This window comes from Eisenbergiella tayi, assembly GCF_001881565.1.
Taxonomy (GTDB): Bacteria; Bacillota; Clostridia; order Lachnospirales; family Lachnospiraceae; genus Eisenbergiella; species Eisenbergiella tayi.
The window spans coordinates 180,155-193,216 of sequence record NZ_MPDJ01000006.1; the positions used below are offsets into that span (position 1 = coordinate 180,155).

General features: G+C 47.7%; 13 protein-coding genes. 10 read left to right on the forward strand and 3 right to left on the reverse strand.

Annotated features, from left to right (window positions below):
* Positions 1-6 precede the first annotated feature (6 nt).
* From BLA28_RS22755 to BLA28_RS33860, 8 genes are all read left to right on the forward strand, one after another.
* A complete protein-coding gene (locus BLA28_RS22755) occupies positions 7-204 on the forward strand; it encodes a hypothetical protein (protein ID WP_069157461.1) in 198 nt (65 codons plus the stop codon).
* 28 nt (positions 205-232) lie between these two features.
* Positions 233-1,327: an S-methyl-5-thioribose-1-phosphate isomerase gene (mtnA, locus tag BLA28_RS22760; protein ID WP_069157460.1), complete on the forward strand. Its 1,095-nt coding sequence runs from the start codon at positions 233-235 to the stop codon at positions 1,325-1,327.
* Positions 1,324-2,640 carry an HD-GYP domain-containing protein gene (locus BLA28_RS22765; protein ID WP_069157459.1) on the forward strand — a complete coding sequence of 439 codons (1,317 nt, stop codon included), beginning with the start codon at positions 1,324-1,326 and terminating at the stop codon, positions 2,638-2,640. Before mtnA ends, BLA28_RS22765 begins: the two co-directional genes overlap by 4 nt.
* Before the next feature lie 500 nt (positions 2,641-3,140).
* The gene (locus tag BLA28_RS22770) at positions 3,141-4,706 is read left to right on the forward strand and encodes an ABC-F family ATP-binding cassette domain-containing protein (protein ID WP_069157918.1); all 1,566 of its coding nucleotides are present in this window, start codon (positions 3,141-3,143) and stop codon (positions 4,704-4,706) included.
* A gap of 76 nt (positions 4,707-4,782) precedes the next feature.
* Complete coding sequence (locus BLA28_RS22775) at positions 4,783-5,484, forward strand: LytR/AlgR family response regulator transcription factor (protein ID WP_009255198.1); 702 nt, start codon at positions 4,783-4,785, stop codon at positions 5,482-5,484.
* Complete coding sequence (locus tag BLA28_RS22780; RefSeq protein ID WP_044963157.1) at positions 5,481-6,776, forward strand: sensor histidine kinase; 1,296 nt, start codon at positions 5,481-5,483, stop codon at positions 6,774-6,776. Before BLA28_RS22775 ends, BLA28_RS22780 begins: the two co-directional genes overlap by 4 nt.
* 147 nt (positions 6,777-6,923) lie before the next feature.
* Positions 6,924-8,045 carry an acyltransferase family protein gene (locus tag BLA28_RS22785; protein ID WP_081330002.1) on the forward strand — a complete coding sequence of 374 codons (1,122 nt, stop codon included), beginning with the start codon at positions 6,924-6,926 and terminating at the stop codon, positions 8,043-8,045.
* Positions 8,046-8,096: 51 nt separating this feature from the next.
* A complete protein-coding gene (locus BLA28_RS33860; RefSeq protein ID WP_169897292.1) occupies positions 8,097-8,270 on the forward strand; it encodes a hypothetical protein in 174 nt (57 codons plus the stop codon).
* A 243-nt stretch (positions 8,271-8,513) separates the two neighbouring features.
* Here BLA28_RS33860 and BLA28_RS22790 read toward each other — a convergent pair whose 3' ends face one another.
* The 3 genes from BLA28_RS22790 to ptb form a co-directional block, all read right to left on the reverse strand.
* Positions 8,514-8,918 carry a C-GCAxxG-C-C family protein gene (locus BLA28_RS22790; protein WP_009255194.1) on the reverse strand — a complete coding sequence of 135 codons (405 nt, stop codon included), beginning with the start codon at positions 8,916-8,918 and terminating at the stop codon, positions 8,514-8,516.
* Between the two features lie 32 nt (positions 8,919-8,950).
* Positions 8,951-10,018, reverse strand: a complete 1,068-nt coding sequence (gene buk / locus BLA28_RS22795; RefSeq protein ID WP_044963161.1) for a butyrate kinase — start codon at positions 10,016-10,018, stop codon at positions 8,951-8,953.
* A 63-nt stretch (positions 10,019-10,081) separates the two neighbouring features.
* On the reverse strand, positions 10,082-11,005 hold the full coding sequence (ptb, locus tag BLA28_RS22800) for a phosphate butyryltransferase (RefSeq protein ID WP_009255192.1): 924 nt from the start codon (positions 11,003-11,005) through the stop codon (positions 10,082-10,084).
* A gap of 443 nt (positions 11,006-11,448) precedes the next feature.
* On the opposite strand from ptb, the gene BLA28_RS33865 reads away from it, so the two are divergent.
* Both BLA28_RS33865 and BLA28_RS22810 read left to right on the forward strand, forming a co-directional pair.
* Positions 11,449-11,610, forward strand: coding sequence for a hypothetical protein (locus BLA28_RS33865; RefSeq protein ID WP_159464061.1), 162 nt, complete (start codon positions 11,449-11,451; stop codon positions 11,608-11,610).
* Positions 11,611-11,837: 227 nt separating this feature from the next.
* On the forward strand, positions 11,838-13,040 hold the full coding sequence (locus BLA28_RS22810; protein ID WP_071699498.1) for a starch-binding protein: 1,203 nt from the start codon (positions 11,838-11,840) through the stop codon (positions 13,038-13,040).
* The last annotated feature ends 22 nt before the right edge of the window (positions 13,041-13,062 follow it).

Genomic DNA, 13,062 nt, shown 5'->3' on the forward strand with positions numbered 1-13,062 from the left:
TTCCGTATGGCTAAAAAAGAACTGACAGCAGATGCAAAAATAAAAAACTGGGAAAAGAAAATGTCCAAAAAGCTGGATTTTCTTATTGTGGGTATTTTCTTCCTTATCTTTGCAGCGACAGCAGTCCTGCAGGAACTGGAAGCGAAAGGAATTACCGTTGGGACACTTAAGGGCAGACTGAAGGATAAGCGGAAGAAAAAATAAAAGACGGAAAATAAGGAAGGGGAAAATAATGGAAAATAAAAATATAATGGATTATGAAACAGTGGAACTGGACGACCAGGAGAATGCCCTTGTCATTATCGATCAGACAAAGCTTCCCGGCAAGACAGAGATCATACGGCTGAAAACGGCTCAGGAGATGTGGGACGCTATTTACCTCCTTCAGGTAAGAGGGGCCCCTGCCATCGGTGTGGCGGCGGCTTTTGGGATTTATCTTCTGGCAAAGCAGATTCAGGCTGCCGATTATGAAGCCTTTTACAGTGAATTCAAAAAGCAGAAGGAGTATCTGGATTCATCCCGTCCTACGGCAGTGAACCTTTCCTGGGCCCTGAACCGGATGGAAAAGAAAGTGACCGACAGCAAAGACAAGCCGGTAGAAGAGATCAAAGCGCTTTTAAGGGAAGAAGCCATTGCCATAAAAGAAGAAGATATCCGGGTCTGCAGGACCATCGGTGAATATGGCCTCAGCCTGGTAAAGCCGGGGGACGGAATCCTCACCCACTGCAATGCGGGACAGCTGGCTACCAGCAAATATGGAACCGCAACAGCCCCGATATATCTGGGAGAAGAACGCGGCTATCATTTCCATGTGTTTGCGGACGAAACACGCCCGCTGCTGCAGGGAGCAAGGCTTACTGCCTATGAGCTGCTTTCCTCCGGCGTGGACGTCACCCTGATCTGCGACAACATGGCCGCCACGGTCATGAAAAACGGATGGGTAAACGCTGTTTTTGTAGGCTGCGACAGAGTTGCCGCAAACGGGGATACCGCCAACAAAATCGGTACCTCCAGTGTAGCCATTGCGGCTGATTATTATCATATTCCTGTTTATATCTGTGCGCCTACATCGACGATAGATATGAATACAGCCACCGGTGCGGAAATCCATATCGAAGAACGTCCTGCAGAGGAAATTACGGAAATGTGGTATAAAGAACGTATGGCGCCGGAAGGGGTGAAGGTATTCAACCCTGCTTTTGACGTGACGGATCATAAGCTGATTGCCGGTATTGTTACGGAATACGGGATCGCAACGGCGCCCTTCGAGGAATCCTTCCGTGAAATTTTTGCCCGGAAGGAAGAGGCGAAGGGAAAAATAAGATGATAGAATACACCAATTATATTGATAATAAGGGCATGATAGGCATCATCCGGCGCACCTGCAATTATGTGGACTCCCGGCTGGTGGATCATGGCTTCCGCGTAGCCTGCATGGTTTCCCGGCTTCTGGAACAGATGGGAAGTTATGATACCGCGACTGCTAGGGATATTTCCGTCATCGCCATGTTCCATGATATCGGCGCCTATAAAACGGATGAGATCAGCCGTATGCTGGAGTTTGAAACCAGTAATGTGCAGAACCATTCGGCCTATGGCTACCTGTTCATCAAGTATTTTACTCCTTTGACAAGATTTGCCCCTGCGGTTCTTTTTCATCATACACCCTGGTGCATTCTGAAAGACCTGAACGAGGTATCGGAAGAAAACAAAATAGTGGCCCAGCTTCTGAATATTGCGGACAGGGCCGATATCTTTATGGAAAAAGAAAGGAAGAGCTTCCCGGAGTTTGTTCAGCTGCTGAAAGCCGACGGAGGAAAGAAATACTGCCCGTGGATAGCGGAGATGCTCATGCAAGATGCGTTTGCAGAAACTATGCCTGTACAGGAGGAGGGGGAAGAAGAATTCTGGGAACGCTTATGGAGCTTTCCCTTTACGCAGGAAGAAATCAGAAAGTATCTGGATATGGTCATATACACCATCGATTTCCGCAGCCGCCATACCGTAACACATACGATGACCACGACCAGCATCAGCTACGAGCTGGCAAAAAGATTGGGGATCACAGGCCAGCAGCTGAGTGATGTATATTTCGGTGCACTGCTTCATGACTTGGGCAAAATTGGAATACCGGTGGAAATTCTGGAATTCCCGGGAAAATTAAGTCCCCAGGCCATGCGTGTCATGCGTACCCACGTGGAGCTCACAGAAAAAATACTGGGGCAGGATGTGGAAGAAAAAATTAAAAGGATTGCCCTTCGCCACCATGAGAAAATGGATGGTTCCGGTTATCCCGAGGGTATTTCCGGCAAAGACCTTACCATGGGGGAACGGATCGTCGCGGTGGCTGATATTGTCAGCGCGCTGGCAGGAACCAGAAGCTATAAGGATGCATTTCCCAAAGAGCGTATTCTCTCCATTATTAATAAAATGAAAGAGGACGGACTGATAGATAAAGACGTCGTTGACAAGGTGACGATGGATTTTGACGAAATCATGGAAATAACCAAAAACCGCTGCCAGCCGATCCTGGATATGTATCACAGGATTCAGTCGGAATATCTGCAGATCGAAGGATATATGGCGGGTATCAGCCAGGCAGGTATCAGTGAAGATATCAGTGAAAAAGGGAATGGTTGACAAGAATTTGCTGTTATGATAGCATAAACCATATTCAAGGAAAGGTATCAGGGACAGGAAAATGAAACTTCCGGCAATAACTGATCAGTTAACAAGGCGAATCAACTCTGTACAATTGAAATGGATGAGACATTGTACAGAGGTTAATTACAGGTAAAAGAATTCATCGTTAAAACAGGGAAGGAAGGGACATGTCAGCTGCCGTTTGTATAAAGGACGGCAGGAGGGATGTTTGTTTTGTATACCGGTTTTTAACATGAGTGATTTTACTGTGAAAGCGGCCGCGGACAATGTTTTGTCTGCGGCCTTTTGTATTGCCGGAAAGCGGCAGATTTATTTCTGCGGCGGATATTGCGGTAAACGGGAAAGCAGAAGGTCGAATGTAACATTGCGATCTTCTGCTTTTTTGTTGTGATGCAGAAATCTGCAAAGGAACGAAAATGCGAAAAAAAGGATCGTGGGTTTTATATATTTATCGTTGGAAAAGTGAGGAAAAGGAAATGAGTTTACTAGATATAAAAGAACTGTCTCTCAGCTTCGGGGACAAAATACTGTATAAAAATGCGGAACTTTCTCTTTTTAAAGGAGAACATATGGGCATTGTGGGAGCCAACGGCGTGGGGAAAAGTACCCTGATACATTTATGCGCAGGCATTCTGGTACCCGATGAGGGCTTCCTGGTATGGCAGCCGGGAATCCATATCGGCTATCTGGACCAACAGGCAAAAACGGAAGGGGGACAGACCATTCTGGAATATCTGCATTCCCCTTTTGCAAATCTCTATGAGCTTGAAAAAAAGATGCTGGAAGCCTATGAAGGCTGTGCGGTATCCGGGAATTCCGGGATTTCCGGCAGCAGCGCAGAAGAAGTATGGAAAATGGCGGAACGGTATCAGCGTATGCTGGAAGCGGCCGACTTTTATTCCATTGATTATCGGATTCAGCGGATTTGCGAAGGCTTGGGCCTTATGGCCATCGGCATAGAAAAGGAACTGGGGAAACTGAGCGGAGGACAGCGGGCCAAGGTGATTCTGGCTAAGCTGCTGTTAGAGGAACCGGATGTTTTGCTTTTGGATGAACCTACCAATTTCCTGGATAAGGAACACATTCAATGGCTCTCCGATTATCTGTCCGCTTTTCCCAAAGCCTTTATGGTAGTCTCTCACGACTATAATTTCCTGGAAAAGGTCTGTACATGCATCTGTGATATTGAGGAACGCACGATTCATAAATATACCGGGAAGTATTCGGATTTCCTGAAGCAGAAAAAACACCTCAGGGAAGAATACATCCGAAGGTATGCGGCGCAGCAAAGGGAAATAAAGAAAACCGAGGAGTATATACGGAAGAACATTGCCGGTGTCAACAGTAAAATGGCCAAGGGCCGCCGGAAGCAGCTGGAAAGACTGGAGCGTCTGGAACCGCCGGCTAAAACACTGATTAAGCCCTTTTTTACCTTTCCTCTGGCTGGAGAACCTCACGGCGAGACCGCCCTGCGGGTATCCCATCTGTCGGCAGGGTACTATTATCCGGTCATAAGCGATATCAGCTTTGAGGTACGCAGAGGGCAGAAAATTGCGATCACAGGCTTTAATGGAATCGGTAAATCCACTCTGCTGAAAACCCTGGTAGGTGAACTGTCCCCCTTAAAGGGTGGTTTTACCCTGGCGGACACTGCCTGCATAGGTTATTATGAACAGGAATCCGAATGGAATGGAAAGAATATGACACCACTGTCGGCTTTGCTGGACTGGTTTCCGCACCTGACGCAGAAGGAAGCCAGACAGCATCTGGCAGGCTGCGGCATTGACAGGGAAAAAGCAGAACGTCAGCTTTCTACCTTAAGCGGAGGAGAGCAGGCGAAAGTAAAGCTGTGCCGTCTGACATTGATGCCCTCCAATGTCCTCATTCTGGATGAGCCTACGAACCATCTGGACGAGTTGGCGAAGGAAGCCCTCAAAGAAGCGCTGGTCAAATATGAAGGAACCGTGATTCTGGTATCCCATGAGGAACGGTTTTACAGAGATTGGACGGACAAAGTGATTTCTATGGAAAGCCCATTTTAGGAACAGCGGGAATATGGTATACTAATACGTACGCAATAATAATCAGTAGGAATCAGCGGTTGGAGTGAGCGGAGAAATGCTTGAAATAACGATTTGTGATGATGAAAAGAAATTAAGAAATGACCTGCGCCATATTGCCGGTACGCAGTTGGAGCTGAGCGGGCTTGAATACCATATTACTGAAGCTGAGAGCGGAGAAGAACTTCTGCGAAGAAATGAGGAACGGCCTGCGGATATTATTTTCCTGGACATAGAAATGGGCGGGATGAATGGAATGGAAGCGGCCAAAGCTCTGAGAAAGTCTGGCTGTACGGCAATTATTATTTTTGTAACCGCCTATCCCGATTTTGTATTCCATGGGTATGAGGTGAAGGCCCTGAATTATATATTAAAGCCCTATGAGGATAAAAAAATAAGAGAGATTCTTGATCAGGCCCTCCGGGAGCTGGATATGGCGGCAGAAAAATACTATATAGTGGAGCAGAAGTCGGGAACATATAAGCTGCCTCTGCGGGAAACGCGGTACTTCGTCAGCGAGGGAAGAAAGGTGACGGCGGTTACCGGTACTGAGAATATAACCTTTTACGGAAAGCTTGGGGAAATAGAACCGGAGCTGCCGGATACCTTCATCCGGTGCCATAATCGCTACCTTGTTAATCTGAACTATGTGACGAGACTGGAAAATACCTCCCTGCTCTGCGGCGGGGATAAAATTGCCGTGAGCCGATCCTGCGCCCAGGAAACGGCGGCAGCTTTTGCGAGGTTTATGCTGAGATGATACATTTAACACTGGAATATCTGTTTCTGGCAGGAACAATATCTGTCTATATATATTACATTTTTCGCCTTACTGCCTGTTTTGTGAAAAAAAAGCAGGGAATTTTCTGGAATATAGCTGCTTTTATAGGCATCTGGCTTACCGGTGACATGGTGGTGTTTCCGGAAGATCCCATTAATATAGCGGCAATGCTGCTCTTGTACACGGCAACGGTGTTCTTATTTTATGGGGGAACCAATATCGAAAAAATATCCGTAGTGCTGATTTTATTCCCTATCATGGTTTCCGTGAATTTTATCACTACGGATCTGACAGGTTTGATTTATTTCCGCCTTACGCCCGGCGGATATTTTCTTGACAGGCTTCTGACATGGATAAGCTATATGCTGCGCGTTTTGTTCTGGGCGGGAATTTATCATGGATTCCAGAAAAAGCTGTCCAGAATGGCGGGATTGATGACGGCTAAGATATGGCTGCTCCCGGATATGATTTGCACGGCGGCTTTTATCGGGAGCATTACGGTAATCTCCACAGCCAGGATTGAAAATGCATGGACAGCTTATCCTTCCTGCATCGCCTGTATTGTTGCCAGCCTGGGCTGTATCTGGCTGTGCCTGTATATCGGGGATGCTGTGCGGCAGGAGCTGGAGAATGAAAATATGAAGCTGCGGCAGTCCTACTATGAAGAACTGGAACAGAATCAGCTTGCCATCCGCAAGCTTCGGCATGATATGAATAACCATCTGGGGATTATCGGCTCCTTTATGGAAACAGGAGAGTATGAAAAAGCCCTGGATTATTTTAAGAAGCTGCAGGTTGCCGCTGCAGCCGGAAGCCGGAAATTCTGTGAGAACGGTCTGGTGAATGCGGTGATCAATGCAAAATATAATCTGGCGGAAAAGCTGGATATTCCCTGTTTTATTAACATGGAACTGAAAAAAGTCTATGATATGGATGATGTGAGCCTGTGCACTATTTTTGCCAATCTTCTGGACAATGCGCTGGAGGCGGCTTCGGGAATACCGGAGAAGGAAAAAAGGAGACTGTCCCTGAAGGCCCGGCTGGTCGGCGATGCGCTCTGCATTGAGGTGGAAAATACCTTTGCAGGAGAAGTGAAGGAGGCAAAAGGGCGGCTGGTGACCACGAAAGAAAAAGCGGAGGGGCATGGCTATGGACTTCGATCGGTCCGGGATGTGGTGGAGCTTTACGGAGGCCATATACAGATAAGCCATGAGGATGGTATTTTCAGGGTAACCATCTGGATTGGGCACCTTTCCGGCGCGGCTGCTTAATAATGGGAAAAGGGAAAGGTTTTTCTTGTAATAATGTTCTGTATACTAAGAAATAATTAAATATTTTTAAGAATATTCAATCTGGACAACCGAAAGGAAAAGGGCTATAGTTTGTAAAGCAGTTATTGATTGACATCCTGGAGGTTTATGATGGAACAGAAAGTGGGAGATGCCCACATGCTTGCAGCCGGTACGAACAGAAGAAATTACCAGATGGATAATCTGAAATGCCTGTTGATCTTTTCCGTGGTTTTCGGGCATATGCTGGAGCTGTTTATGGGGAAAAATTCACCGGAAAGAGTGATTTATCTGGTGATCTATTCTTTTCACATGCCCCTTTTTGCTTTTGTGTCCGGTGTTTTTGCGCGGTATAACCCGTCTAAGATAAAAAATAATATGATATATCCCTATCTGATTTTCCAGACACTGTATCTGCTTTTTTCCAATCAGATTCTGGACAAGGATGCGGATATGCAGTATACGACCCCTTACTGGCTGCTGTGGTATCTTTTTGCCATCATCGTATGGAATCTGGTGCTGCCCCTGGTGCAGGTGGAGGGGATGAAGAAAAAAATGGCCATGCTGCTCGCGGCGGCCGCTGCCAGCGTATTCATCGGTTTTGATGAGAAAGCCGGTTATTTCCTGTCCGCATCCAGGATCGTGGAGTTCTTCCCCTACTTCCTGTTAGGCGTTTATTACAGGGATATGAAGAGGAAAGCACAGGAGACGGCATCGGGGCTGCGTAAGGAGAAGGAACAGCCGGATTATCAGGCGGATAAAAGAAAAAAATGGCTTATTAAAGGCGCTGCCATTCTCATTTTGGGAATCATACTGGGGGCCTTTGTCTGGCTGATCGGACAGAATGTGGAGGATATCAAATCCGCATGGTTTTACGGATCTATTTCCTATGAAAAGGGAAATTATGGCTGGCAGTTCAGGCTTCTAAGCATCGCTGCGGCCCTTTTGTGGCTTGCTTTTTTCCTTCTGTGTATGCCCGTGAGAAAGATTCCCTTTCTTTCCTATATCGGAGCCAATACCATGCCGGTATATCTTCTGCATGGATTTGTGATTAAGCTGTTAAGCAAGATAAAGTTTTTCAGTTTTATCGAGCATGAAGAGGCGGTAGCCCTCCTGTTCAGCGTTCTTTTGGTAGCTGTATTTTCCTGGAAACCGCTCGTGGAATTCCTGGCGCCTTTGTTCCGCTGGAACCGGCAGGATTTTGACCGCCGCGGCAGGAAAAAAATAGGAAAACGGGTAAATGCAGGTTGATAAAACGTAAATAAATGTTTATAATATAGCCGGGAATGGGAGGCAAAGTTTATGACATTTGAGGAATGGGTAGTAGGCGAGAAAAAAGAGAGTGAAGAAAGAATCCTCGAATTGGTTAAGGCTCTTTTACAGGATAACCGTCTGGAGGAATTATCACAGATCAGTGAAGACACCGTACTAAGAGAACGTTTATGCAAAGAATACAAGATTTCTGATATTGTCTGAAAATCTTCAGGACTGGCCGTATTTCTTTCTGCCAGTCTGATCAACAGGCCTTCGGGCCGGTCTTAAAATCTAATAAAATAATCGAAACAAATTCAAGGAAGAAAAGAAAGTAAAACAATAAATATAGTAAAAACAGGCATCGGAGCCGGATGCATTCTTTTCCGACAGCAAAAAAGCCTGCCCGGATCGACAATCTCCGAACAAGCTTTTTGCTAGTTATATCAAAATGAAATGAAACAGGGATTACAGTCCAAGGACTTCCTGGACAATTTCCACTGCATCTTCAATGCAGCCCGGACAAGTGCGGAGCACGGTTCCGGTATCAATGCCCTTTAAATCACGGCATATGAGGGAGCCGTTTTTTTCCTCAAAGCGTCTTACGATCTCACGGGAAAGCTTGTAGGTTTCCGCTTTTGTTTTCGGATCATTCAGCTGTCCGTCACTGTTTTTAAAGCCGGCAAGCATTACCGCACCGGATACGGCGCCGCAGGTGCCTTCCATTCCGCCCATGCCCAGCCCGAAAGCTTCTCCTGCCTTAAACAGAGTTTCCTCGTCCACTCCGATTTCCTTACAGAAGGAACAGGCCACAGCCTGGCAGCAATTGTATTTTTTATCATGATTGGCAATTGCCAGTTCTTTTTTCGTCATGTATCTTATCCGTTATCCTTCCCAGCGGCTGATTAATAAGCCTTTGCTTCTTCCTCACCCTTTATTACACGAAGGCCTCCCTGAGCCAGAGCCAGGAGTTCGTCTTCACCGGGATAAACAACAAAATCAGCGATCCAGCCCACACGTTTCTGCAGATCATCACGGGTAACCTTGGAATAAGCAATTCCGCCGGTGAGGATGATTTTGTCGACCTTGCCGTTCAGAACGGTAGCCATAGCTCCGATATCCTTGGCGATCTGATAATGGAATGCATCCAATATTGCCACGTATTCCGGAATGCCTTCCAGCGCTTTATCTTCTACGATACGGGCATCGTTTGTTCCCACATAGCCGTTGAAACCGCCGCCGCCAACCAGCTTCTTATAAACTTCTTTTTCCGTATATTTGCCGGAGAAACACATTTTAACCAGATCACCGGCAGGTACTGTTCCGGCGCGTTCCGGTGAGAAAGCGCCTTCGCCGTCAAGAATGTTGTTGACATCCACGATCTTTCCGCCTCTGTGTGCGCCTACGGAGCAGCCACCGCCCATGTGTACCACAATCAGGTTCAGCTGTTCATAAGGGATGCCGGATTCCTTTGCGTATCTTCTGGCAACAGCCTTCTGGTTGAGCGCATGGAAAATACTTCTTCTGGGAAGCTCAGGACAGCCGGAATATCTGGCGATAGGTTCAAGCTCGTCAACGACAACGGGGTCAACGATGAAGGAAGGAACGCCGATGGAATCGCCGATTTCTCTTGCAAGGATGCCTCCCAGGTTGGAAGCGTGCTGTCCCTGATAGCCGATTTCCAGATCGTGAAGCAGTTCGTCGCTCACTTTATAGGTGCCGCCCGGGATAGGCTTTAACAGGCCGCCGCGTCCTACGACAAAATCAAGGGAATTTATATCAAAGTTTTTTTCCTTCAGAAGGTCTGTGATAATTTCCTTACGGAAGTCCTTCTGATCGATGATGGAAGCATATTTGGAGATTTCTTCCGTGGGGTGTCTTAAGGTTTCTTCAAAAAGAAGGTTTTCATCCTCAAACACGCCAATTTTAGTAGATGTAGAACCGGGATTGATGATTAAGCTCTTATAAGACATAGTTTTCGCTCTCCTTTTCTAATCACAGCGGCTTTGCCGCATGGTTTCATTGACGGACTGTTTTCAGCGGGTCTTGTTCAGCTCTTCCGCAACGACAGCGGCCAGAGCGATGGAATTTACTTTTGTCTCAAAGGAATCGGAGCGGCTTGTAAGGATGGCGGGCACCTTGGTACCGGTTAAGATACAGCCGTTCTTTACGCCGTCAACCATATGGACGATAGCTTTGTAAACCAGGTTTCCTGCATGGATGTCAGGGAAGAGCAGGACGTCGGCATTTCCCTGGATTTTGCGGTGTGTAGCCCCTTTATGGCGGGCGGCTTCTTCATCGATAGCCAGGTCAAGGGAAAGAGGTCCGTCTACGATACAGCCGGTGATTTTCCCTTCCTCATTCATTTTGGTCAGCTCTGCCGCATCAACGGTAACAGGCATTTTGGGATTCACAACCTCAACGGCGGCAAGGGGAGCTACCTTGGGATTAGGAATGCCGCAGGCATGAGCCACTTCAACGGTATTTTCAATGATATGTACCTTATCCTCCAGAGTAGGATAGGTCATGAATGCAACGTCGGTAAAGAAAAGAAGCTGTTCGATTCCGGGGATATCAAATACACAGACATGTGACAGGGTGCGCCCTGTGCGCAGGCCGACTTCCTTGTCAAGAATACTCTTTAAGAAGGTTTTGGTTTCCAGAAGGCCCTTCATGTACATATCGGCTTTTCCATCATGGGCAAGCTTAACGGCGGTAAGTGCAGCGGTCCATTCATCCGGTTCATTGATGATTTCAAAATCAGAAACATCAATCTTGAGTTCTTCGGCAATCGCTTTAATTTTGGCTTCGTCACCAACCAGGATGGCATTGGCGATGCCGCGGTCCTTGGCGGCTCTTACTGCTTCAAGAACGGCGCTGTCCTGTGCGACAGCAACGGAAACTGTCTTCTGTCCGCATTCTTTTACTTTGGAAATCAGTCCATCGAAACTTGTACTCATTTGTCCATACCTCATTTAATAGAATTGAATTTGTGTGATATTTAATAGGTTTCGGGGGCGCGGGAGGGCAGAGTCCTCCCTTTAAAGCCCATTGTTAAAATTATAACACTTCTATTTATAAAGGTCAAGCATTGGGCGGAGAAACGGATAAACGCATCCTCCACAGGGGCCTGGTTGCCCTGCCTTTTTCCCTCCTCTTCGGACGGCTGTGTATGTGTTTGCTGAGTCAGCTTCAAAAATGGTGGTGTTTCTAAATGTTCCGTTCAGCCGGAAGGCTGCCAACGCGGCAAAACTCCTCACTGCGTTCGTCAGACAAGCCGCTAGGGGCGGCAGTCTTCCGGCTGAACGGAACATTAAGAAACATCACTATTTTTTCAGATGTCTCAGCAAACACATACACAGCCGTCCGGAGAGGAGGGAAAAAGGCAGGGCGGCAGGCCCCTGTGGAGGATGCGTTTATCCTGAAGGGCAGGTTTACGATGGGGAGAAAGGTGGGGAAGGGGTATAAGAGGAGATTTTTACTAAGGGGAAAGAGGGAAACAGTTTCGTTAATAATTCACAAAAATTTGGAGGGATTGAAGAAAAGGAGGAAAAGATTGGGGTAATTGTATGAAAATGGGGTGGGAAATGATGGGATTTGTACAAAAAACAGGGTAAACGGTTACTTAAATAGTGATTGCTGGGGGTGGGTGGGGATGGTAGAATTTGAGCATAATCAATCGGATATTTCAGGGGATGCGGGATATGGGATTGGGTAGGAAGAAGTTGGTTTTGGGAGTTGTTTGTGTTGCGGTTTTGGAACAGGCGGAAAAGAGAAAGAGGAGGTTGGATTATGTTGAAACGGTGGAAGAAGTGGGGATTGTTGGTTTTGGGTGTTTTGTTGGGTGTGTTTTGGGTGCCTTTTAGTGTCTTGGCGGAAAATGGGGAGGAACGGGTGGCTGTGTATGTGCAGGTGCCGGAGGATTGGGAGAATCCTTGTATATGGGCTTGGGATGAGGATGGGAATAATGCTTTTGCGGCCTGGCCGGGTGAGGAGATGGATGCGGACAGGGGGAATGAGGGGTGGTATTATGTGTGGATTCCTTCGTGGGCGGATCATGTGATTGTTAATGCGGATGAGGGTGATGTGCAGACGGGGGAGTTGGTGCTGGAGGGGAGGAATACGTGGATTGTTGTTGAGGATGGAGAGAATGCGGAGCTTTTTACGGATCCGCAGACGAAGGGGGATATTCCGGAGTATGTGGAAAAGTTCGTGGTGCGGGTGAAGGTGGATGAAAGCTGGAAGGAGCCTTGTTTGTGGGCCTGGTCGGCGCCGGATGGGAAGAATGTGTTTGAGGCATGGCCCGGGGAGGTGTTGGCTCTGAAGGAGAGCGGATGGTATGAGGCGAAGGTTCCTGTCTGGGTGAATTCTATTATTGTGAATGCGGATGACGGGGCGGTGCAGACGGAGGATATATCGATAGATCCTGCGGATATCTGGGTGAGTGTCGGTGAGGATGGGAGTTATGATTTCAGTTATGAGGATCCGGATGCGGAGGAGGTTCCGGATGTTACAGTGTGGGTGAAAGCGCCGGCGGATTGGGAGAGTCCCTGTCTTTGGGCGTGGTCGGCGCCGGATGGGACGAATGCATTTGCGGCGTGGCCGGGAGAAGCGTTGGCGGAGGATGGTTCCGGGTGGCTGAAGATAAGTGTGCCTGGATGGGTGAATTCTGTTATTGTTAATGGGTCGGAGGGAAGTGTGCAGACGGCGGATCTTTCGGTTGATACGGGAAAGGATGTCTGGGTGGTTGTGAACAGTGCGGAGGATGCTTCTGTTTTTTATGAGGAGCCGGAAGGGGCAGTTGTGGCGGAAGGCACGGCGGGTGAGACAGAGGAGCGGATGACGGCGGAGGAAACGCAGGAACCTGGTGTGGAGGAAACGGGTGTGTCTGTGGAACAGAGCGGAAGCAGGGCGCCGGTGATCATTCTGGTGGTCGTGGTGACAGCGGCTGTGATTGCTGCAGCGGTGGTGGCGGGTAAGAAAAGGAAAGGGTAAGGGGATGCCCGGTTAGGGGCGG

Bases quoted from the DNA above. Each gene is read 5' to 3' on its own strand.
- BLA28_RS22755 (WP_069157461.1), top strand. From the start codon at position 7: ATGGCTAAAAAAGAACTGACAGCAGATGCAAAAATAAAAAACTGGGAA.
- mtnA (WP_069157460.1), top strand. From the start codon at position 233: ATGGAAAATAAAAATATAATGGATTATGAAACAGTGGAACTGGACGAC.
- BLA28_RS22765 (WP_069157459.1), top strand. From the start codon at position 1,324: ATGATAGAATACACCAATTATATTGATAATAAGGGCATGATAGGCATC.
- BLA28_RS22770 (WP_069157918.1), top strand. From the start codon at position 3,141: ATGAGTTTACTAGATATAAAAGAACTGTCTCTCAGCTTCGGGGACAAA.
- BLA28_RS22775 (WP_009255198.1), top strand. From the start codon at position 4,783: ATGCTTGAAATAACGATTTGTGATGATGAAAAGAAATTAAGAAATGAC.
- BLA28_RS22780 (WP_044963157.1), top strand. From the start codon at position 5,481: ATGATACATTTAACACTGGAATATCTGTTTCTGGCAGGAACAATATCT.
- BLA28_RS22785 (WP_081330002.1), top strand. From the start codon at position 6,924: ATGATGGAACAGAAAGTGGGAGATGCCCACATGCTTGCAGCCGGTACG.
- BLA28_RS33860 (WP_169897292.1), top strand. From the start codon at position 8,097: ATGACATTTGAGGAATGGGTAGTAGGCGAGAAAAAAGAGAGTGAAGAA.
- BLA28_RS22790 (WP_009255194.1), bottom strand. From the start codon at position 8,918: ATGACGAAAAAAGAACTGGCAATTGCCAATCATGATAAAAAATACAAT.
- buk (WP_044963161.1), bottom strand. From the start codon at position 10,018: ATGTCTTATAAGAGCTTAATCATCAATCCCGGTTCTACATCTACTAAA.
- ptb (WP_009255192.1), bottom strand. From the start codon at position 11,005: ATGAGTACAAGTTTCGATGGACTGATTTCCAAAGTAAAAGAATGCGGA.
- BLA28_RS22810 (WP_071699498.1), top strand. From the start codon at position 11,838: ATGTTGAAACGGTGGAAGAAGTGGGGATTGTTGGTTTTGGGTGTTTTG.